19 protein-coding genes are annotated in these 20,847 nt (G+C 68.7%); 18 read left to right on the forward strand and 1 reads right to left on the reverse strand.

Going from position 1 to position 20,847, the window contains the following annotated elements; translation table 11 throughout:
- Positions 1–13 precede the first annotated feature (13 nt).
- From Q0A27_RS07230 to Q0A27_RS07240, 3 genes are read left to right on the forward strand one after another with little or no spacing between them, the layout of a single operon-like run.
- Complete coding sequence (locus Q0A27_RS07230; protein ID WP_291474387.1) at positions 14–769, forward strand: phosphoglyceromutase; 756 nt, start codon at positions 14–16, stop codon at positions 767–769.
- Positions 770–775: 6 nt separating this feature from the next.
- Complete coding sequence (locus Q0A27_RS07235; protein ID WP_291474388.1) at positions 776–2,068, forward strand: ATP-binding protein; 1,293 nt, start codon at positions 776–778, stop codon at positions 2,066–2,068.
- A 10-nt stretch (positions 2,069–2,078) separates the two neighbouring features.
- Positions 2,079–2,795 carry a response regulator transcription factor gene (locus tag Q0A27_RS07240; protein WP_291474389.1) on the forward strand — a complete coding sequence of 239 codons (717 nt, stop codon included), beginning with the start codon at positions 2,079–2,081 and terminating at the stop codon, positions 2,793–2,795.
- 2 nt (positions 2,796–2,797) lie between these two features.
- Here Q0A27_RS07240 and Q0A27_RS07245 read toward each other — a convergent pair whose 3' ends face one another.
- Positions 2,798–3,754 (reverse strand): hypothetical protein, encoded by a 957-nt coding sequence (locus Q0A27_RS07245; RefSeq protein ID WP_291474390.1) that lies wholly within the window; start codon positions 3,752–3,754, stop codon positions 2,798–2,800.
- A 109-nt stretch (positions 3,755–3,863) separates the two neighbouring features.
- Here Q0A27_RS07245 and Q0A27_RS07250 point away from each other — a divergent pair, with 109 nt between their 5' ends.
- The 15 genes from Q0A27_RS07250 to Q0A27_RS07320 all read left to right on the forward strand — a co-directional run bounded on the left by Q0A27_RS07250 (position 3,864) and on the right by Q0A27_RS07320 (position 20,746).
- Positions 3,864–4,820 (forward strand): Ppx/GppA phosphatase family protein, encoded by a 957-nt coding sequence (locus tag Q0A27_RS07250; protein WP_291474391.1) that lies wholly within the window; start codon positions 3,864–3,866, stop codon positions 4,818–4,820.
- A 171-nt stretch (positions 4,821–4,991) separates the two neighbouring features.
- Positions 4,992–6,143, forward strand: a complete 1,152-nt coding sequence (locus Q0A27_RS07255) for a hypothetical protein (RefSeq protein WP_291474392.1) — start codon at positions 4,992–4,994, stop codon at positions 6,141–6,143.
- Between the two features lie 70 nt (positions 6,144–6,213).
- On the forward strand, positions 6,214–7,059 hold the full coding sequence (proC, locus tag Q0A27_RS07260) for a pyrroline-5-carboxylate reductase (protein WP_291474393.1): 846 nt from the start codon (positions 6,214–6,216) through the stop codon (positions 7,057–7,059).
- A 197-nt stretch (positions 7,060–7,256) separates the two neighbouring features.
- Positions 7,257–7,457 carry a helix-turn-helix domain-containing protein gene (locus tag Q0A27_RS07265; RefSeq protein WP_020442019.1) on the forward strand — a complete coding sequence of 67 codons (201 nt, stop codon included), beginning with the start codon at positions 7,257–7,259 and terminating at the stop codon, positions 7,455–7,457.
- Between the two features lie 254 nt (positions 7,458–7,711).
- Entirely contained in the window at positions 7,712–7,813 is a 102-nt protein-coding gene (locus Q0A27_RS07270; protein ID WP_003855542.1) for an AURKAIP1/COX24 domain-containing protein, read from the forward strand.
- Between the two features lie 286 nt (positions 7,814–8,099).
- Positions 8,100–8,363 carry a glutaredoxin family protein gene (locus Q0A27_RS07275; RefSeq protein ID WP_291474394.1) on the forward strand — a complete coding sequence of 88 codons (264 nt, stop codon included), beginning with the start codon at positions 8,100–8,102 and terminating at the stop codon, positions 8,361–8,363.
- Positions 8,364–8,639: 276 nt separating this feature from the next.
- Positions 8,640–10,025 carry a glutamyl-tRNA reductase gene (locus Q0A27_RS07280; protein ID WP_291474395.1) on the forward strand — a complete coding sequence of 462 codons (1,386 nt, stop codon included), beginning with the start codon at positions 8,640–8,642 and terminating at the stop codon, positions 10,023–10,025.
- Positions 10,022–11,029 (forward strand): hydroxymethylbilane synthase, encoded by a 1,008-nt coding sequence (gene hemC, locus Q0A27_RS07285; RefSeq protein WP_291474396.1) that lies wholly within the window; start codon positions 10,022–10,024, stop codon positions 11,027–11,029. The genes Q0A27_RS07280 and hemC overlap by 4 nt, the downstream gene beginning before the upstream one ends.
- Before the next feature lie 107 nt (positions 11,030–11,136).
- Complete coding sequence (locus tag Q0A27_RS07290; RefSeq protein WP_291474397.1) at positions 11,137–12,951, forward strand: uroporphyrinogen-III synthase; 1,815 nt, start codon at positions 11,137–11,139, stop codon at positions 12,949–12,951.
- 132 nt (positions 12,952–13,083) lie between these two features.
- On the forward strand, positions 13,084–13,842 hold the full coding sequence (locus Q0A27_RS07295; RefSeq protein WP_291474398.1) for an ABC transporter ATP-binding protein: 759 nt from the start codon (positions 13,084–13,086) through the stop codon (positions 13,840–13,842).
- A gap of 12 nt (positions 13,843–13,854) precedes the next feature.
- Positions 13,855–15,768 (forward strand): YhgE/Pip domain-containing protein, encoded by a 1,914-nt coding sequence (locus Q0A27_RS07300; protein ID WP_291474399.1) that lies wholly within the window; start codon positions 13,855–13,857, stop codon positions 15,766–15,768.
- A 37-nt stretch (positions 15,769–15,805) separates the two neighbouring features.
- Positions 15,806–16,843 carry a porphobilinogen synthase gene (hemB, locus tag Q0A27_RS07305; RefSeq protein WP_291474400.1) on the forward strand — a complete coding sequence of 346 codons (1,038 nt, stop codon included), beginning with the start codon at positions 15,806–15,808 and terminating at the stop codon, positions 16,841–16,843.
- Positions 16,844–16,863: 20 nt separating this feature from the next.
- The gene (locus Q0A27_RS07310) at positions 16,864–17,610 is read left to right on the forward strand and encodes a hypothetical protein (RefSeq protein WP_291474401.1); all 747 of its coding nucleotides are present in this window, start codon (positions 16,864–16,866) and stop codon (positions 17,608–17,610) included.
- 2 nt (positions 17,611–17,612) lie between these two features.
- Positions 17,613–18,110: a hypothetical protein gene (locus Q0A27_RS07315; RefSeq protein ID WP_291474402.1), complete on the forward strand. Its 498-nt coding sequence runs from the start codon at positions 17,613–17,615 to the stop codon at positions 18,108–18,110.
- Positions 18,107–20,746, forward strand: coding sequence for a cation-translocating P-type ATPase (locus Q0A27_RS07320; protein ID WP_291474403.1), 2,640 nt, complete (start codon positions 18,107–18,109; stop codon positions 20,744–20,746). Before Q0A27_RS07315 ends, Q0A27_RS07320 begins: the two co-directional genes overlap by 4 nt.
- Positions 20,747–20,847 lie beyond the last annotated feature (101 nt).

Raw genomic sequence — 20,847 nt, forward strand, 5'->3', positions numbered from 1 at the left:
CACAATGAAGACCATGAGCAACAACAGCAACGGCACACTGATCCTGCTCCGTCACGGGCAGAGCGAGTGGAACGCCTCCAACCAGTTCACCGGATGGGTCGACGTCGACCTCACCGACCAGGGTCGCGCCGAGGGCGCCAACGCCGGCAAGCTCATCGCCGACGCCGGTCTCGAGCCCGGCATCCTGTACACCTCGCTGCTGCGTCGTGCGATCACCACCGCGCACCTCGCCCTCGACGCCGCCGACCGCCTCTGGATCCCCGTGATCCGCGACTGGCGACTCAACGAGCGTCACTACGGTGCCCTGCAGGGTCTCAACAAGGCCGAGACCAAGGAGAAGTACGGCAACGACCAGTTCATGGCATGGCGCCGCAGCTACGACACCCCGCCGCCCGAGCTGGAGGACGATTCCGAGTACTCCCAGGCCGGTGACCCGCGCTACGCCGGTATCGAGAACCCCCCGCGCACCGAGTGCCTGCTCGACGTCGTCAAGCGCTTCGTCCCCTACTTCACCGTCGAGATCCTCCCGCGCCTCGAGGCCGGCGAGACCGTCATGGTCGCCGCCCACGGGAACTCGCTGCGTGCCCTGGTCAAGCACCTCGACAACATCTCCGACGAGGACATCGCCGGCCTGAACATCCCGACCGGCATCCCGCTGGTCTACCGTTTCGCCGCCGACGGCTCCGTCACCAACCCCGGTGGCGAGTACCTCGACCCGGCGGCCGCCGAAGCCGGCGCAGCCGCAGTCGCCGCGCAGGGCGGTAAGTAGAAGCAGATGGGGACGCCAGCAGTACTGGTTCTCGGCGTCCTTCTGGGGGTCCTGGTCACCGCGGGAGCGGCGGCTGTCGTCGCCGTGCTGCGGCGTCGGGCCAGGGAACGGCGTGCCCGCGAGGACCGCGAGAAGCGTGAGGTGCACCGGCAGCTGTCGACCATCGCGCAGGTGATGCACTTCGCCGTGGATGCCGCGCCCGCCGCAGCGGTGGTCGTCGACACCCGGCAGGATGTCATCCTCGCCAACCGGATGGCGGAGAAGCTCGGCGTCGTCGTGGACCGTGCCCTTGTGCCGGAGGTGTGGCGCCTGGTGGAGCTGGTCTTCGACGACGGCGACAGCCGCGAACTGGTCCACAGTCCGACCCATGCCGGGTTCCGGGACCGGCCGGTGTTCTCGGTCCTGGTGCGTGCACAGCCGCTGACCTCGGCCGACGACCGTTTCGTGGTGGTATACGCCTGGGACAATTCGGAGAATGTCCGGATGGAGTCCGCTCGCCGTGACTTCGTGGCGAACGTCTCCCACGAGCTGAAGACTCCGGTCGGGGCAATCTCCCTGCTGGTCGAGGCGCTGGTGGACGCCGGAGACGACCCTGCGGCGGTCGAACACTTCGGTGCACGGCTGCAACGGGAGACCACCCGCATGTCGACGATGATCGGCGAGCTGATCACGCTGTCGAAGCTGCAGGGGGCGGCGTCCCTGCCGGATCCGGAACCGGTGGACGTCGACGCCGTCATTGAGGCCGCCGTCGGACGCAACCGCGAGACCGCCGAGATGCACGGCATCGAGCTGAAGACGGACGCCCCCTCTGGAGCCCGCCTGCTCGGCGACGAGCATCTCCTGGTCACGGCGGTGGCGAACCTTATCGCCAATGCGGTGAACTATTCGCCGGAGGAGACGCCCGTCTCGGTCAGCCGGGCGGTGAAGGGCGAGTCGGTGATCATCCGGGTCACCGACCACGGCATCGGTATCGCGCCGGAGGACCAGCAGCGCGTCTTCGAACGGTTCTTCCGCGTCGACCAGGCCCGCTCGCGGACAACCGGCGGCACCGGCCTGGGCCTGGCACTGGTCAAGCACACGGTGATCAACCACGGCGGCAATGTCTCACTGTGGTCGCGGCCGGGCACCGGCTCGACGTTCTCGCTGGAGTTCCCGGTCTTCCGGGAGGACACCGCCCCACAGCCCGATGAAGTTCCGGACCAGGAACGCCTCACTGCCACGGACCGGGTAGGTGACGCCCAGATGAACACACGACGAAGTCACGGTGAGGCAGCGGACGTTCCGGGAAACTCCACCTAGACTCAGAGCCGTGAACAGTACGTCGCACGTCCTCATCGTCGAAGATGAGGAGTCCCTCTCTGAGCCCCTGGCCTTCCTCCTTGAACGGGAAGGTTTCACTGTCACGACCGCAGCCGACGGGCCGTCCGCACTGGAACGGTTTTCCGCGGCGGAGTCCGGCGCATCGCCGACCGGCCCGGTCGACATCGTCCTGCTCGACCTCATGTTGCCGGGCATGTCCGGGACGGAGGTGTGCCGCCAGCTCCGTGCGACCTCCTCGGTCCCGGTGATCATGGTGACCGCCCGTGACAGTGAGATCGACAAGGTCGTCGGCCTGGAGCTCGGCGCCGACGACTACGTCACCAAGCCCTACTCGGCCCGTGAGCTCATCGCCCGCATCCGCGCGGTCCTGCGACGGGGTGGCGAGGCGGAGAACCCGGAGGACGCCACCTCGGTCATCTCCGGTGGGCGGGTGACCATGGATGTCGAGCGGCATGTGGTGACAGTGGCGGGGGAGGAGGTCGCACTGCCGCTCAAGGAGTTCGACCTGCTGGAGTACCTGCTGCGCAACGCCGGCCGCGTGCTGACCCGCGCCCAGCTCATCGACCGGATCTGGGGCTCGGACTACGTGGGGGACACCAAGACCCTCGACGTGCACGTCAAGCGGCTGCGCGGGAAGATCGAGGAGGACCCGTCCTCCCCGGTGCAGCTGCTCACGGTCCGGGGGCTGGGCTACAAGTTCGCCTGACGCTACCCGCGCTGCTGCGCGGCGACCGTCGCCGGGTGGATGCTCAGCAGCGGCAGTCCCGACGGCGAGATCCCACCGGTCAGCGGCTGCGGCAGGGACGCCACCAGCTCCCTCCGTGCCCGGCAGTGCTCCGCGAGCAGCTCGTAGGCCGGCTCACCGATGAGTTCGGTGAGCTCCTCGGCGCAGCTCTCCCACAGGCCGGTCGAGCCGGAGTGGCAGCCGGGGTCCGAGGTGCAGTACCAGTCGAAGTCCTCGCCGCCCTCGCCCCAGCCGCGCCGGGTGTACTCGGTGACGGTGGTGCGCAGCATCTCGCGTCCGTCCGGGGCGGTCTCCCAGTCCTCCAGCCGGCGCAGCGGCAGCTGCCAGCACACCTCCGGCTTGGCGACGGTCACCGGCACATCATGACGCAGTGCCCAGCCGTGCAGCGCACATCCCGCCCCACCGGCGAAGCCGGCGCGGTTGGCGAAGACACAGGCACCCCGCAGGACGCGGGTCTTCAGGGCGGGTTCGGGCTCGCCGGTCTCCTCGTCATCCAGCTCATCCCAGACGAGCCACGGTTCGGGACCGGCGGCGCAATCGTTGTCGTCAGGGGCGGCGTCTTCCCCGAGTGCGAGCACCTCGCCGCGCAGCTGCCAGTCCTCGTCGGTGAGCCGGGACGCGATCTCGGTGAGCGCGTCATTGTCGTCCTCGTCGGTGAGGAAGGCACCGTGGACGCAGCAGCCGACGTCGGGGTTCTCCGCGTCGATGCCGTGGCAGGCGTCCGTGCCGAACCGGCAACGGTAGGTCGAGGTCAGCCAGGTGAGGTCGGCCTGGATGATGTGCTCCGGATCGGCGGGGTCGATGAACTCCAGCCATTCACGCGGGTGCCCGTCGGGGAGCTCCCGGCCTGCGCGGATCGACAGATCGGCCGGTGTTCCGTCGGGAAAACCGGTGGCGGGAATCTGTTCCGGGGCAGCCACCGTTCCACTGTAACGCCGGGGTGGTCAGCGGCGAATTCTGCGGTCGCTCCGGGGATTCCTGTGCCCCGCGACACACGGGGGAGGAGTCGGAACCGCTATTCTGGACGGCGTGCGATTAGGCGTCCTGGATGTGGGAAGTAACACGGTCCATCTTGTTGTGGTGGACATGGCCCCCGGCGGTCCCCCGACCCCGATGAGCAACTGGAAGACCCCGATGCGTCTTGTCGAGTACCTGGACAAGGACGGTGCCATCACCGGCAAGGGATCGAAGAAGCTCATCAAGGGTGTCGGCCTGGCCCGCGAGATGGCCGAGCAGTTCCACTGCGATGAGCTGCTGCCCTTCGCCACCTCGGCGGTGCGGTCGGCGACCAACGGTGAGAAGGTGCTCGACGCGGTGGAGGGGGAGACGGGCGTCCGCCTGAACATCCTCTCCGGGGCGGACGAGGCGAAGCTGACGTTCCTCGCGGTGCGCCGCTGGTACGGCTGGTCCGCCGGTCGGATCTGCGACCTGGACATCGGCGGCGGCTCGCTCGAGATGTCCGTCGGCGTCAACGAGATGCCGGATGTCGCCGAGTCCGTGAACCTCGGTGCCGGCCGGCTGACCCACGACTGGTTCGACACGGACCCGCCGAAGAAGAAGGAGATCAAGGCGCTCGCCGAGTACATCGACGACACGCTCGCCGAGCCGGTGAAGCTGCTGCGGGATGCCGGCCCCGTCGATCTCGCCGTCGGTACCTCGAAGACCTTCCGGATGCTCGCCCGCCTCACCGGTGCGGCCCCGAGCTCCGCCGGGCCCCGGGTGCGCCGTGTGCTCACCCAGGCTGGTCTGCGTCAGCTGACCTCGTTCATCTCGCGGATGACCGCGGCAGACCGTGCGGAACTGGAGGGTGTCAGTGCCGACCGTTCCCACCAGATCGTCGCCGGTGCGCTCGTGGCGGAGGCGGCGATGCGTCACCTGGGCATCGAGCAGCTGCAGATGTGCCCGTGGGCACTGCGTGAGGGCGTGATCCTGCGTCGGGCGGACGCCGGGGAGGGCGTATCCGGGAGTTTCCTGATCGACGGCTGATGCGTCGGTAGCGGCGGATCTGTGGCTCCGAATCTGCTACGAATGTCGGCGGGTGTGCCGGATGCGGTGTGAGTTGTGATTCGGCAACTGTAGAGTGTCACCTGTAGTACCTCTCCGCCCGGTGTCAGCCGCCGGCCGGTGGGGTGGGACGGAGACTGATGGGATTCAAGGATGAGTGAGAAGCTGACGGTCGCGGAGCTACTGGCCCGCAATGCCAGAGAAGGTGGGCGCACCTCCTCCGACCGGCCCCGTCGACGCCGCAACCTCGACGAGGGCGGGGTCTCCGTCTCTGAACTGACCGGGTCGATCCCCGTCGTGAAGATCGACGACGAGGACGGTCAGGGCGAGGGTAAGGCCGCGAAGGACGCCGAGGGCGCCGGGAACGGTGCGAGCCCCGCGAACACCGCGAGTGTCGTCGCCGGTGCCGCCGGTGCCGCCGGGGCCGCCGGAGCCGTAGGGGGCCAGAAGGACGCCACGGCCCAGCGCCACGGTGGACACCAGGCCGAGGAGCCGGTGCAGGCTGAGACGACTGGGGTCGCTGAGACACCTCAGACCCATGAGGGCTTCGACGAGCAGTCCACGATCGTCCAGGCTGTCGTCCCTGACTCCCTGCTCACCAGCGCCAACCCCTCGGCCGAGTTCGTGGCCGTGCACGCTGAGGACGCTGAGGACGCTGAGAGCCTCGACGCGGACGCTGCCGACACGGACGCTGCCGACGACGGTGACTCTGCGGTCGATTCCGGCGCCGATGTCATCGAGGGTGAGGTTGTCGAGGACACCGCTGACAGCGAAGGCTCTGACAGCGTCGACGCCGTCGACGCCGTCGACGCCGTCGACGCAGCCGAGCTGGACGACGTCGATGCACCCGACGAGGCCGACGACTTCGCTGTCGCCGCGTCCACCGGTGCAGGCGCCACCGCAGGCGCGGGTGCCCTCGCGGCATCCTCCCTCGCGGAGCCGGGAACGGATCGCGTCTCCACCGAGGTGCCCGCCGAAGCAGCAGCCAAGGCTCCGTCGAAGAAGACCGGTGCCTCGAAGAGCGACGAGGTCGTCGAGTACGAGGACGACACCGTCTCCTGGCCCGCCGTGATCGCCCAGTCGGCGGCCGCAGTCATCATCGGCGTCCTCATCTTCTTCGGATTCACCCTCCTGTGGGACAACCTCGGCACCGTTCTGGTGCTCGTGATGGCCCTCGTGGTCACCTGTGTCTGCGTCGGCGTGGTGCACACGTTGCTGCGTCACCGAGACACATTGCTGCTGGTCCTGACCTTTGTCGTCGGCATTGCGCTGACCGTCGGACCACGCCTCATCATGTCGATCTGACCGGGGCGCGGCACCGTGCCGTGCCCTCCCCGGGTGGCAGTGGGGTGGTGCCACCTGGCACGCTGGGGGCATGACCAAAATTGCAATTATCGGCGGCGGAAACATCGGCGAGGCCCTGGCCTCCGGACTCGTGGCGGACACGTCCGGTGCGGCGGCGGAGATCTCGGCGTCCGATGTGACCGTCGTCGACCCGTATGCACCCCGCCTCGACTACCTCCGTGAGACCTACGGTCTCGCCACCACCGATGACGCCACCGAGGCCGCCAGCGAGGCGGACATCGTCGTCATCGCCGTGAAGCCCTACCTCGTCTCCACCGTCCTGGAGCAGATCTCCTCCACCATCGACTCCAACGACGCCGAGACGGTTATCGTCTCCGTCGCCGCCGGTGTCACCCTGGCCACCATGGAGGCCGCACTAGCCGCAGGCGTGCCCGTCGTGCGCGTCATGCCGAACACCCCGATGCTCGTCGGCAAGGGTACCAGCGCGGTCGCCGGTGGCCGCTTCGCCAGTGACGAACAGGTTGAGACCGTGCGTGGCCTCATGGAGGCCGTCGGTACCGCCGTGACTGTCGGTGAGAAGGACATGGACGCCGTGACGGCCGTCTCCGGCTCCGGCCCGGCCTACGTCTTCCTCGTCGCCGAGGCGATGACCGAGGCCGGCGTCCAGCTCGGGCTGACCCGTCCGGTCGCCGCCCAGCTCGCCGCCGGCACCCTCGAGGGTGCGTCCGCGATGCTCGTGAAGGGCGACAAGTCCGCCTCCGAGCTCCGCGGCAACGTCACCAGCCCCGGCGGAACGACCGCCGCCGCCGTCCGTGGCCTCGAGGAGAACGGTATCCGCAAGGCCTTCTACCAGGCCATGGAGGCGTGCGCCGAGCGCTCTGCGGAGCTCGGCCGGCCGGCTTCCGACGAGGACTGACCCGCATTTTTCAGATGGTGAATAGTCGCGGCACCCCTGCCCGGCCCCCTGTCCCGTGAGTATCACGGGTGTCATTCATCTCTTCGTATCCCACAAGTCACACAGATAACGCTAGTATGGTCCCAGCGCACCGTTGTGACTGTTTCTGCAGGAGGGGAAGCCTGCAGCGCACGGAGGCGTCGTAAGGATGGAACACTATGGCAAGTAACGACAGCGGAACATTCCTGACCGTCGCTGAGGTCGCCGATCTCATGCGTGTCTCGAAGATGACCGTGTACCGGCTCGTGCACTCCGGCGAACTGCCGGCCGTGCGGGTGGGCCGGTCCTTCCGCGTTCACGAGCAGGCCGTCGAGGAATATCTCGGTGCGTCGATCTACAACGCGGACCAGGCGGGCTGATTCCACCCACGCCGCCACCCCGGGCTGATGCCCCGGACCCCTCCTGTGCCGGTGCCTGCACCGTGTTAGAGGAGGGGTCTTTTTGTCCCCGGCGTGCACGGGCGATAGAGTAGGGGTCATTCGTGTCGGTTCGGTCTCGGAATGGTCCTTGCCGCTACCGATCGCCTGCGGAGACTCCTTGCCGAGTCGCCGGCTCCGGGCGGTCGGGTACCGATCACAGTTGTCCGTTACCGAATCATTGACGAGGAGGACCTATGGGTTCCGTCATCAAGAAGCGTCGCAAGCGCATGTCGAAGAAGAAGCACCGCAAGATGCTTCGCCGTACCCGCGTTCAGCGGCGGAAGCTCGGCAAGTAGAAAGTCGCCGGCCGTAGGGTCGGTAGCTTTCTCGCCAGCAGCAGGAAGGCGTGGTCCCCGGAGTGCCGGGAACTGCGCCTTCCGGCGTTTCCGGGGGAGGGTGGTTGTGGCGGTCGGGGGTGGTCGGAGGCTGATGTCCGGAAGTAGTGCTGAGAAGTCGGAAAACCCGCTGGCGACCGACCTGTCGGCACTATTTCCGGACGTCGGGGGCAGACAGACGACCTGTCGGCACTATTTCCGGACGCCGGGATCTCGCCGGGATCTCGCCGCGACTAGGCTCGCAGCCATGGCTCCTCCCACCCCGGTCACCGTCACTCTCCTGGTCCGCAGCACCTGTGGTTCGTGCGTGAGAGTCAGGGAACAGATCACCCCGCTGTGTGCGGATCTGGAAGCCGACCTGGAGATTGTCGACGTCGACGGGGAGACCTCGCTGACTGTCGAGTTCGGGGACCGTGTCCCGGTGGTGCTCGTCGACGACGAGGAGGTCGCCTGCTGGGAGATCGACGATGAGGAACTGGTGGCCGCCGTCACCGCCGCGCGAGCAAGCTGACCGAGAGCAAGCTGACCGAGAGCAAGCTGAACGCGAGCAAGCTGAACGCGAGCAACCTGACATCAACCTGACACTGAAACCCCTGCGCGAAACCGGACGCCACCCGTGCCGCGCGGGGCGGCACCATATACATCACCCACCCGCACGCTTTGGTCATCGGGGGGTGGAACAGATACCGTAGGTATCCGTTGACTCCATTGGAGGCCCCGTCGGCCCCGGCGGAGTCCCAATGAATTCACACGCGCCGATTCATGACACACAGGAGGCGGAACGCCCATGGCTGGACTGGGTATCACCGGGCCCGCAGCTGTCCTCCTCGTCGGACTGTCGTTCCGCTCCGCACCCGTGCCGGTGCTGGAGAAGGCCTCCGCCGCGGCGGCGGACCTGGCCTCACTGGAGCGGGACATGCTCGACGGCGACTGCGTCACCGAGGCTCTCGTCCTCTCCACCTGCAACCGCATGGAGTTCTACGTCGCGACCACGGCGTTCCACCCGGCGCTCGACCACGTCGTCGAGACCGTCGCCTCCCACGCCGGTATCCCCGCCACTGACCTGGAGCCCTACCTCTACGTCCGCTACGCGGACAAGGCCGCCGAGCACATGCTCACCGTCGCCTCCGGTCTGGACTCCATGGTCGTCGGCGAGCAGCAGGTCATCGGTCAGCTCCGTACGGCCTACCAGACCGCCGACGAGAACGGCACCGTCGGAAGTACCCTTCACGAGCTCACCCAGCGTGCTCTGCGCACCGGCAAGCGCGTTCACACCGAGACCGAGGTGGATGTCGCTGGTTCGTCGATGGTGAGTTTCGCCCTCGACCACGCCCTGTCCGAGCTCGGTGCCACCGACATGGTCGGACGCCGTGCCCTGGTCGTCGGCGCCGGTGCGATGGCTTCCCTCGCGTCCACCTGGCTCGGCCGGGCGGGCGTCGAGCACGTCACCGTGGCGAACCGGACGCTCAGCCGCGCCGAGAACCTCGCCGATCATGCCCGTCAGGCGGGTGTGCCGGCCTCCGCCGTTCCGCTGACCGGCATTCCCGGCGTCCTCGCCGGTGTCGACGTCGTGGTCTCCGCCACCGGCGCCGTCGGTAAGGTCCTCTCCGGCGAGGACATCGCCGACGCGCAGGCCAGTCTCCCGCACCGCATGGTGCTGGTCGACCTGTCCATGCCCCGTGACATCGATGATGCGGTGACCGAGGCCGGTGACGAGATCCGCCTGCTGAACATCGAGGAACTCACCACCCTGGCCGGCGACGGCACCCGGGACGAGGACGCCGCCCGTGCCGTCGTCGCCCGGGAGCTCGCCGAGTACCTCGAGCAGGTGCGCGTCCAGTCGGTCGTCCCGACGGTCAAGGCCCTGCGTCAGCGTGCCTCCGACGTCATCGACGACGAGCTCGGCCAGCTGATCCGCCGGACCCCGGGCATGAGCGACCAGGACCGTGCCGAGGTCACCCGCACCGTCCGCCGCGTGGTCGACAAGATCCTCCACACCCCGACGGTCCAGGTGAAGAAGCTGGGTTCCGCCAACGGCGTGAACTATGCCGAGGCGCTCGCCGTCCTGTTCAACCTTCCTGCCGGGTCCTCAGCCCCCGTCTCCCGCTCGCTGGAGCCCGGGGACGCCGCACTCGCACGGATCGGCAACATGCTTTCCGGAGAGGCCTCATGACCCGCACCCTCCTCATCGGAACCAGGGCGTCCACCCTGGCCTCGACCCAGACCGGTCTGGTCCGCGACGCACTGGTCGACAACGGTGCGACCGCCGACCTCCACTTCGTGCACACCCCCGGGGACGCCTCCCAGAAAGCGCAGACCCCGGTGTCCCGCATCGGTGTCGGTGTCTTCACCGAGACCCTCCGCAACGCCCTGGCCGCCGGTGAATGCGATGTGGCCGTGCACTCCTTCAAGGATCTGCCGACCGCACCGGACCCCCGCTTCATCGCCGTGGTCCCGCCGCGGGTCGATCCGCGCGAGGTCCTCGTGAGCCACGGCAACCTCACCCTGCGTGAGCTGCCCGCCGACGCGAAGATCGGCACCGGGGCCCCGCGACGCGTCTCCCAGATCCGCGCGCTGCGTCCCGACGTCGAGTGCATCGGCATCCGCGGCAACATCGACACCCGCATGGGCCGCGCCGGTGACGGCACGACCAGCACCGTCGTCGACGGTGGCCCCGGTGATCTCGCCGCTGTCGTCCTGGCCCGTGCCGGGCTCGAGCGGGTCGGTCATCTCGACCGCGCCGCCGAGACCGTCGCCGTCGCCGACATCATGCCCGCCCCCGCCCAGGGTGCGCTGTGCGTGGAGGTCCGCGTCGATGACGCCGAGGCGGTCACCGCGGTCCTCGCCCTCGATGATCCGGCCTCGCATGCGAGGGCTGTCGCCGAGCGCGCCGTGCTCGCGACCCTTGAGGCAGGGTGCACCGCCCCGGTGGGTGCCTACTCCGAGTTCGGGACAGGGGAGGACGCCGCGATGTTGACCCTGCAGGCCGGTGCCTTCGCCCTCGACGGGTCGACACGCGTCGTCCGTGAGGCATCCGCGACGATCGACCTTTCCGATGTCGGTGCTGACCCGTTGCATCCACGGTGGCGCGATGCTGCCAGGGAGCTGGGGCGGACAGTCGGACAGAAACTGCTGGACGCCGGAGCGGCCGCAGTGATCGCCGCCAGTGCTCCGTAACAGACCCCCGTTGCGCGCCCGCCCGGCACGCACTGCTCCACACAACTTTTCCTTCCTCCACGACCGGCCCGCCGACCGTCGAGGACGCTTCAACGAGAAAGACCCCGATGACCTCTGCCGGTAATGCCCTCGGACACGGACGTGTACTTTTCGTCGGTGCCGGACCAGGCAACCCCGAACTGCTGACCGTCCGTGCCCGCGACATCCTCGAGCACACGGTCCATGCCTGGGTCGACCCTGCCGTGCCCGAGAATGTCCGCTCGCTCATCGCGGACGCCGAGCCCGTGTCCGCCGCCAAGCTCGACGCGGCGGAGCGTGAGTGGCAGGCCGAGAACGAGGCGGCCAAGGAAGCCGGCAGCCGTCGGCGTCCTGCCCGTCCAACCCACGTCACCGCCGCCGAGATCGTCCTCGCGGTCCCCGGCGGGGATTCGGTGAACGCCGCCGCCACCCGCACCTCCGTCGACCTGCCGGACTCGCCGTGCGGTCGCGCCGGTGCCACCGGTCCCGACCTGACGGTCCCGGACCTCACCGCCCAGAGCCTCGCCGCCGACATGGTCGAGATGATCCACAGCGGCGTCAATGTGGTGCGCCTCGTGGCCGGCAACCCGGTCGACGACCCGGCCGTGCTGCGTGAGCTGCGTGAGGTTGCCGCCCTCGGTGCTGAATTCGAGGTCATCCCCGGTATGACCGGCGCCTCGGCCCTGCCCGCCTACAACGGCATCCCGACCGGCGACGGCTACACCGCCGTCGACCTGCGTGGTGGACTACCCGGTGTGGACTGGGCCGCCGTCGCCGCCGCGCCGAAGCCGCTGATCCTCACCGTCGCCCCCACTGATCTGGCCCCGGTAGCCCGGGAGCTCAAGGGCCACGGCGTCCCCGGATCCACCCCGGCGACCGTCACCGTCCATGCGACGACCCGCAAGCAGCGGTCCTGGGATGTCACCCTCGACACCCTGAAGTCGGTCGTCGCCGCGTCCGGCCCGCTCGCCAAGGAGGGTGAGATGCCGGAGCACCTGGTCGTCACGCTCGGTTCTGCGGCGTCCGGCCGGTCGAAGTACTCCTGGTGGGAGAACCGCGCCCTCTACGGCTGGAACGTCCTCGTGCCCCGGGCGAAGGCCCAGGCAGGCCCGATGAGCACCCGGCTGGCGTCCCACGGTGCGATCCCGATCGAGGTGCCGACGATCTCCATGGAGCCGCCTCGCAGCCCCGCCCAGATGGAACGTGCCGTCAAGGGCCTGGTCGACGGCCGCTACCAGTGGATCGTCTTCACCTCCGTCAACGCGGTCCACGCCGTGTGGGAGAAGCTCAGCGAGTTCGGTCTCGATGCCCGTGCCCTGGCAGGTGTCTCGGTCGCCGCCGTCGGCGAGAAGACCGCGCAGGCCGTCCGCGACCTCGGCATCACCCCGGAGCTGTTGCCGAAGGCCAAGGCCCGCAACGCCGCCGGTCTGGTCGAGGTGTTCCCGCCCTATGACGAGGACCTGGACCCGGTCGACCGCGTCCTGCTCCCGCGTGCGGATATCGCCACCGACACCCTCGTCGACGGTCTCATCGAACTCGGCTGGTCCGTGGAGGACGTCGTCGCCTACCGCACCGTGCGCGCCGCCCCGCCCAGCCAGGACATCCGCGACATGATCAAGTCCGGTGGTTTCGACGCGGTGTGCTTCACCTCCTCGTCAACGGTGAAGAACCTCGTCGGCATCGCCGGCAAGCCGCACACCCGCACCATCATCGCCTGTATCGGCCCGATGGCCGCGAAAACCGCCGAGGAGCACGGGCTGCGCGTCGACGTCATGCCCGAGGTCGCCGGCGTCCCCGAACTGGTGGACGCCCTGGCCGAGCATGTCGCCGCACTGCGGGCCGCCGACCAGCTGCCGCCGCCGCGCAAGCGTCGTCGTCGCCGGCGCACCGTGCCTGCGGAATAGGCTGCGGCACAGGCCGCCGGGCAGTCCGCTGAACAGAGGACCCGATTCCGCCGATCGGCCGGGGCCGGGGGTGTCTGACCCGTATATTGAGGGGCGTTCGACACCCACCCCACCCCGACGAGGAATCACACAGTGACCCAGAGTGACACCACCCGTCCGTCCGTCATCGCCGAGGGGATCGAGGTGTCGGCCGAGGAGGGGCCGGTCTTCGGGCCGCTGAGCTTCACCCTCGCCCCGGTCGGTCTGACCGTGCTCGGCGGGTCCGGGGGATCAGGACGCACCGCCCTGTCGCTGGTGCTCTCGGGGCGCATGAAGCCGACGACCGGGCGGCTCGAGGTCCTGGGTTCCACCGACCGTAAGAGCATCTGGCACCATGTCGCGCTCGCCGGGGTGGAGCAGCTCGACGAGATGCCGCGCTCGGTCCGCGTCCGCGACATCATCACCGAGAACAAGTCCTGGTCGCGTACCTGGTTCAGACCGGTGCGTAAGGCGACCGAGGACGATGTCCGGGAGCTCTGCAGTGAGGTCTACGGGTCCCGTGACCTGCCGCCGCTGGACGCCTGGGTCTCCGACCTCTCCACTCTCGACCGGCTGCTGCTGCGGATCTGCCTGGCACTGCGTCCCTCCCACCACGGTGAGATCCGGATGCTCGTCATGGACGACTTCGAGCAGGTCCGCGAGGCCCGCGACCGGGATATCCTGCTGGGCATCCTCGGCCGGTTCGCCGAGCGGATGCCCGTCGTCCTCAACTCGGTCAACCCCCTGCCGGAGTCCGCTCCGCCGCACCAGGTGGTCGTCCTCGACACCTACGGGACGCATATCCGTCCCGCCCATGACGGCGGTCCGGGTACCGGTCCGTCCACGTCCGACCTCTCCACCACCCGACAGTAGAAGGACCGCACAGTGCCTATCGCCGGATTCCACGTCGCCAATGAACTGCGCCGGTTCAAGCGGGCCAGGCTGACCCGACTGACGATCATCGCCCTCATCCTCATCCCACTGCTGTACTCGGCGCTGTACCTGTGGGCCTTCTGGAACCCGCTGAACAAGACCGAGGCGCTGCCTGTCGCCCTGGTCAACAGTGACCAGGGTGCCGAACTCGACGGCGAGGAAACCCGGGCCGGCGACCAGGTGGTCCAGGGTCTGCGGGACAACGACCAGATCAACTGGACGGAGGTCTCCGCCGAGGAGGCGGAACAGGGCGTCAAGGACGGTACCTACTACTTCTCCCTCCAACTGCCGGAGAACTTCTCCGAGGCGGTGACTTCGGCAGCCGGGACGGACGCGGAGAAGGCCCGCCTGATCACCCACTACAACGACGCCAACGGCTACCTCTCCACCATCATCGGTGAGAACGTCATGCGCGAGGTCCTCAACACCGTCGGTACGAGGATCAGTGCCGAGGCGGTGGACAAGGTCCTCATCGGCGTCCTCGACGCGGGTGACGGCCTGGCCGAGGCCGCCGACGGTGCCGGTCAGCTCGCCGACGGCACCGGGCAGCTCGTCGACCAGCTGCCCGAGCTGACCGACGGAATGGACCAGCTCAAGGACGGCTCGGCGCAGTTGGCCGCCGGGACCGGGGAACTGAACACCCGGGTCCAGCAGCTCAGCCAACTCGTCGACGGGACGCAGCAGCTCGGCGACGGTGCCAATGAACTCAGTGACGGCGTCAGCCAGCTCACCGGTCAGCTCGGACAGATCACCACGGTGCAGGGTGACAGTGCGTCCAACCTGCGCGGCTACGCCCAGCAGCTGCGCAGTCTGAACCTCCCGGGCACGGCGGGGATCATCAGTCAGATGGAGGGCACCGCGTCCTCCCTGGAGACCGAGGGACTCGGTCCGCAGTCCTCGACCGCCTCCGATCTGCAGCGGCTGGACGCCGGAGCATCCGAGCTGGCCTACCAGCTCTCCGACCCCTCCGCCGAGTACCGGGCGGGAGTGAACCGGCTTCCCCAGCTCATTGACGGCGTCGGTCAGATCGACGACGGTGCGAAGCAGCTCGACGACGGTCTCGGCCAGGCACAGGAGAAGCTCCCGACCCTGGTCGACGGTGCCGGCCAGCTCGACGACGGTGCCAATGAGCTGCACGACCGGCTCGCCGAGGGCGCTGAGCAGGTCCCGAGCTGGAACGAGGGGCAGCGTGTCCAGGCGGCGACGACCATCGGGGGGCCGGTGTCACTGGCGTCCCAGGACGATGTCGAGGTCAGTTCCTTCGGTACCGGCCTGGCGCCCTTCTTCATCTCCCTGGCCCTGTTCATCGGCGGCATCGTGATCTTCCAGATCTTCAAGCCGCTGCAGCAGCGCGCCATCGCCGCCGGTGTGGGCTCGCTCCGCGCGGCCTTCGACGGCTACCTGCCGGTGGCTCTCCTCGCCCTGTGTCAGGCCCTGGTCATGGTCGCGGTGTGCACCCTGGCCGTGGGGCTGCGTCCGGCGAACGTCCTCGGATTCACCCTGGTCGCCATGCTCGTCTCGCTGGTGTTCATCGCGATGAACCACGCCCTGGTCTCCTTGCTCGGCTCCGGGCCCGGCCGGGTGGGGTCGCTGATCACACTGATGGTGATGATGGTGACCTCGGGCGGCATCTATCCGGTCGAGACGCAGAACGCACTCATCGAGGCCGTGCATCCGTTCAACCCGATGACCTACGCGGTCAATGCGCTACGGCAGATGCTCTACGGCTTCCATGACGAGCGGTTGTGGACGGCGCTCGCGGTCCTTGTCTTCACTCTCATCGTGGCACTGTCGATCTCCACCCTCGCCGCGAGAATGCAGCGCAGTTGGTCGATGAAGCGGCTGCATCCGGTGCTCCCGAGCTGATCGGAGTCGGTGGGGGAGCGGGCGTACGATCGGGTCCATGAGCGAGCCCACCCTCCCGAACCTCCCTACCGACACCTACGGTGTCCCCGCACCGTCGCGCCGCCCCCGCCGGCTGCGCACCAGCGCGACGATGCGTGACTTCGTCGCCGAGACGCATCTCGACCCGTCGCAGTTCATCCTCCCGGCGTTCATCGCCGAGGGTATCGACACCCCGCGCGAGATCTCCGCGATGCCGGGCGTCCACCAGCACACCGAGACCTCCCTGCTCAAGGCTGCCGAGGAGGCGCTGGAGGCCGGCGTCGGCTCGATCGACCTGTTCGGCGTCCCCACCCCGGAGCACAAGGACGCCGCGGGCACCCGGGCCTGGGCCGCCGACGGCATCCTCAACCAGGGCGTCGCCGCACTGCGTCGCGAGTTCGGTGACGACCTCATCGTCATGGCGGACACCTGCCTCGACGAGTTCACCGACCACGGTCACTGCGGCGTCCTCACCACGGACCCGTTCGGCCAGACCATCGTCGACAATGACGCCACCCTTCCGCTGTACGCGGCCATGGCCGTCAGTCAGGCGCGCGCCGGTGCCCACGTCGTCAGCCCGTCGGGGATGATGGACGGCCAGATCCGCGTCATCCGTGCCGCACTCGACGCCGAGGGTTTCCAGGATGTCTCCATCCTCGCCTACTCGGCGAAGTACGCCGGTGCGTTCTACGGGCCCTTCCGTGAGGCCGTCGGCTCGACCCTGCAGGGTGACCGGAAGACCTACCAACAGGATCCGCGCAACGCCCGCGAGTCCATCATGGAGGTCCAGCTCGACATCGACGAGGGCGCGGACATGGTGATGGTCAAGCCTGCGATGCCCTACCTCGACGTGCTGCGTCAGGTCGCGGACATCTCCACTGTCCCGGTTGCGGCGTACCAGGTCTCCGGCGAGTACGCGATGATCTCCGCGGCCGCGGCCAACGGCTGGATCTCCCGTGAGCCGGCGATCCTGGACTCGCTGACCGGCATCCGCCGCGCCGGTGCGGACATCATCCTCACCTACTGGGCAACCGAGGCCGCGCGACTGCTCGCCTGACCGCTAGGCTGGGGGACGATATGACTGCACCGCACCGCACCCCCCGCCGCTCCGGCAGCTCCCCGGAGCAGACGCCTCCGCCGTCAGGGGCGCCCACGCCGCCCGCACCGATGCCGACGCCGCCGAAGATGGGCCGTGCCGACGGCCTCGCCCCCTCCATGAAGGAGGCGCCGGTCCAGGTCAAGGACGGCGTGAAGATCTGGTACGCCGTCGCCGCACTGCAGCTGCTCACCGGCATCCTGCAGCTGGTGCTCAGTCTCACCGACCGGCGGACACTGACCCGCCAGGTCACCGAGCAGACCGAGGACATGGATCTGCCCGGTGACGTCAGTACCGACACCCTGGTCACCGGCTACGCGATCCTGCAGTTCCTGCTCACCCTGCTCTCCGTCGTGGTGGCGGTGTGGTTGATCTCCCGGGTAGGACGCGGCGGGTACCGCTCCCGCTTCTTCCTCACCCTCGGCACCGTCTACCTGGCGCTGATGGCCCTGATGCAGACCTTCGCCAGCGCCCCGGACACCGGATCCGTGCCGCTCATCGTGCTCGTCGGTGCCGGCACGATCATCTCCGGCGTCCTCGCCCCGGCCGGCTGGTGGATGCTGACCCGCCCCGAGACCCGTGACTGGTTCGGCATGCCGGGTGAGCGGGAGATGGAGGAGTTCACCGCCGCTCTCGACAAGCGCTCCGCCGACCTGAAGAAGATGAAGGACGAGGAGAAGGCCGCCAAGAAGGAGAAGAAGGACCAGAAGAAGCAGAAGGGCGACTGACGGTGCCTGCCTCCCTGTTCCCCGGTGCCGGGGCAGACGCGAATGACCCGAACCGTCGGGTCCGGTACTGGCGTCCCGGTGAAGGGACGCCCGGCGTGGTCCGCTTCTCCTTCGTCCTCTACGTGATCTGCGGCGTCGGACTGCTCGTTGCAGCCCTGCTGATGTGGACCGCTGACCCGCCGACCTCCTCCGACGCCGACCGACAGGCCACCATCGACGCGATCGCCTCGGTACTCAGGTGGCTCGCCGTGATCGAGGCTGTCGGCGCGGTCGTCCTCTGCGTCCTCGTGCCCGGTCTCCTGCGCGGTGACGCGCGCGCCCGATTCCGGACGCTCGTCGTCACCGGCGTCCTCCTCGTCGTCTCCCTCGGCAGCTGGTTGCTCGGCGTCGGCGGGCTCGTCCAGCCTCTCATCGCGCTTTTCCTCGCCTTCGCCGCGCTCGCGGCGTACCGTCCCGGAGTGAAGACGTACTTCGGCCAAGCGACCGGGGAGGACCGGTGAATGACGACACGCCAGATGTAGCCCGCGCCATTGACGAGGCCCGGGCCGCTGCGCGTGCCGCCGGACTGACCCACCTCGACGACGCCACCGAGGACACCGGGGAGACCGGGGACGAGGACGCCGGGTCCGTCGGTGGTCCGGTCACCTCCTTCACCTGGCACCTGTCGGGGCTGGAGTCCGCGGTCGCGGCCGGTCAGCTCGAGAAAATCCTCAACCTCGTCCCCGGTGTGCAGGCACGGGTGGTCTACTCCACCTCCATGGCCTGGGTCACCGCGCCTGACTCCCTGTCACCCGACGTCCTGCGTGACCTCATGGCACAGGCCGGGGTGGACGCCTGGCTCACCACCGCGTCCCTGCGCCGTCGTGCCGAACGCCTGAATATCAATGAACGCCGCCGCCGGATGCGGCGTCACCGCCTGTCGCAGCAACGCGACCGGAAGCACCGGGACAGGACCGCACCCCGACGCCGTTCCACCCAGTCGAACGCGACCACCGAGGTGCTCTACACCGCCCGCGCACTGATCACCCCGGCGCGGCTCATCGTCGCCGTGCTGCTAGGTGTGCCTGTGGTGGCGATGCAGATCAACACCTCCTGGCAGTTCGACAACTGGCAGTGGCTCTGCCTCGCCCTGTCGGTGCCGGTCGTCACCTGGTGCGCCTGGCCCTTCCACCGCGCCATGGCCGCCGGACTCAGACGTGGCATGTCCGCCCTGGACACGGCGTCCTCTGTGGCGATCGTGCTCGCCTTCGTCTACTCGCTGGTCGCCATGCTCGTCACCGATGTCGGCGATGCCGGGTGGCGCAACGATCCCGGTTGGACCGCCGGCTACCACGACAACGGCAACGGCGCGGTCTTCCTCGACGTCGCCTGCGGTGTGACGATCCTGCTCCTGCTCGGACGCCTGTTCACCCGGCGTACCCGACTGCGCTCCGCCCTGGCGCTGAGCTCACTGCAGATGCCGGTCTCCGACACCGTCACCGTGGTGCGCAACGACCGTCGCGGCAGGCCCGTGAAGTCCGAGATCACCGTCGGTGAGATCCGTGTGGGCGATGACCTGCTGGTACCCCGCGGCGGCGTCGTCCCCTCCGACGGCGAAGTCGTCGGCGGACGCGCCGAGGTGGACGCCGGCCCCTTCGGCGGAGGTGACCGGCACACCGAGGTCACCGTGAACTCTCCGGTCTACGCCGGAACCCGCAACCTCGGCGACACCCTGAAAATCCGGGTGGAGCGCACCGGTTCCCGGACCAGGCTCTCCGCCGTCCAACGCTGGATCAGTGCCGCAGAGCGTGACGAGGCCCAGCTCGACCAGATCGCGACCAGGTCGGCGTCCCTCCTGGTGCCCTGGGCCGTCGTCATCGCCAGCTGCGCCGCCGCCGTCTGGCTGCTCGTCACCGATGCCACCGCCAATGCCGTGGCCACCGCGCTGGCGGTCCTCATCTCCGTCGCACCGCTGGCCCTGGCGCTGTCCACCACTCTCGCGCTGCGCCTCGGCCTGGCCCGCGCCGCGGCCGGCGGCACCCTGCTCCGGAACGCGAACACCATCCATCAGCTCGCCGACGTCGACACCATCATCTTCAACCGCAACGGCACCCTCACCCACGGCCCCATGGCCGTCACCGGGGTCACCGCGGCGAAGGGGGAGAACCCGGAACTCGTGCTCCGCGTCGCCGGTGCCCTGTCCCTGGAATCCACCCACGCCGTCTCCCGCGCCATCGTCCGCGCCGACCGTGAGGCCCGCGACTCCGGCACCGGCGGGGACTCGGTCCCGCACTGGCTCGAGACCAGCACCGTCACCATCGACGACCACGGCACCTTTTCCGCCACCGTCGAACTGCCCGTGACGGACGCCAGGACCGGTGAGACGACGACCAGGCACGTCACCGTCGCACTGTGGCGCCCCCGGGACCTCTCCGAGCTCACCGATCCCGCACTCGCCAACGCGGCCGTCGGTGGCGGCACCCCGCTGGTCGTTTCGTGGAAGGGGACCGCCCGGGGCGTCATCAATGTCTCCGACCAGGTCAAGAGGGACGCATCGACGGCTGTGGAACAGCTCGAGGACATGGACATCGAGACCACGATGATCGCCCGTGACACCTACCCGGTGGCCCGTCGGATGGCCGACATGATCGGCATCTCCACCGTGCTCGCCGGTATCGCGCCGGGACGCAAGGCCGCCACTGTGCGCAGTGTCCACGCCCAGGGGGCGACCGTGGCGATGGTCGGTGACAAGGACGTGCTCGACTGCCTCCGGGTCGCTGACATCGGCGTCCTCATGGGATCGGCGGACCGCATCGACAACGCCGAGAGTGACGTCGTGCTGCTGCGCGAGGACATCTCCAGTATCCCCGAGGTGGTCAGCCTGGTCCGCCACGTACGCGCCACCGTGGACTGGAACCTCTGGCTCGCCTGGGGCTACAACGTCATCGCCGTGCTGCTGTCCGTGACCGGACTGCTCAACCCGCTGCTCGCGACGGTGCCGATGCTGCTGTCCTCCATGCTCATCGAGTGGCGCTCGGCGCGCATCACCCACCGCGACTACACGACCCGCAGCACCGTGGTGTCGAACTGGCGTCCGCGGCGTGGCAAGCTGCGCTCCTGGGCGGGGGAGAACCTGCTGCCCTGGCAGACCCGCTGAGCAGACCCGCTGAGCAGACCCGCTGAGCAGACCCGCTGAGCAGACCCGCTGAGCAGACCCGCTGAGCAGACCCGCTGACAACACTGCGGTTAAGCTGGTCG

Source organism: Corynebacterium sp. (genome assembly GCF_022712275.1).
Taxonomy (GTDB): domain Bacteria; phylum Actinomycetota; class Actinomycetes; order Mycobacteriales; family Mycobacteriaceae; genus Corynebacterium.

What these genes read in the sequence shown, in the direction of transcription:
- Q0A27_RS07290 (WP_291474397.1), top strand. Translation starts at nt 11,137, where the DNA reads ATGACCTCTGCCGGTAATGCCCTCGGACACGGACGTGTACTTTTCGTC.
- proC (WP_291474393.1), top strand. Translation starts at nt 6,214, where the DNA reads ATGACCAAAATTGCAATTATCGGCGGCGGAAACATCGGCGAGGCCCTG.
- Q0A27_RS07270 (WP_003855542.1), top strand. Translation starts at nt 7,712, where the DNA reads ATGGGTTCCGTCATCAAGAAGCGTCGCAAGCGCATGTCGAAGAAGAAG.
- hemB (WP_291474400.1), top strand. Translation starts at nt 15,806, where the DNA reads ATGAGCGAGCCCACCCTCCCGAACCTCCCTACCGACACCTACGGTGTC.
- hemC (WP_291474396.1), top strand. Translation starts at nt 10,022, where the DNA reads ATGACCCGCACCCTCCTCATCGGAACCAGGGCGTCCACCCTGGCCTCG.
- Q0A27_RS07310 (WP_291474401.1), top strand. Translation starts at nt 16,864, where the DNA reads ATGACTGCACCGCACCGCACCCCCCGCCGCTCCGGCAGCTCCCCGGAG.
- Q0A27_RS07265 (WP_020442019.1), top strand. Translation starts at nt 7,257, where the DNA reads ATGGCAAGTAACGACAGCGGAACATTCCTGACCGTCGCTGAGGTCGCC.
- Q0A27_RS07275 (WP_291474394.1), top strand. Translation starts at nt 8,100, where the DNA reads ATGGCTCCTCCCACCCCGGTCACCGTCACTCTCCTGGTCCGCAGCACC.
- Q0A27_RS07235 (WP_291474388.1), top strand. Translation starts at nt 776, where the DNA reads ATGGGGACGCCAGCAGTACTGGTTCTCGGCGTCCTTCTGGGGGTCCTG.
- Q0A27_RS07280 (WP_291474395.1), top strand. Translation starts at nt 8,640, where the DNA reads ATGGCTGGACTGGGTATCACCGGGCCCGCAGCTGTCCTCCTCGTCGGA.
- Q0A27_RS07255 (WP_291474392.1), top strand. Translation starts at nt 4,992, where the DNA reads ATGAGTGAGAAGCTGACGGTCGCGGAGCTACTGGCCCGCAATGCCAGA.
- Q0A27_RS07230 (WP_291474387.1), top strand. Translation starts at nt 14, where the DNA reads ATGAGCAACAACAGCAACGGCACACTGATCCTGCTCCGTCACGGGCAG.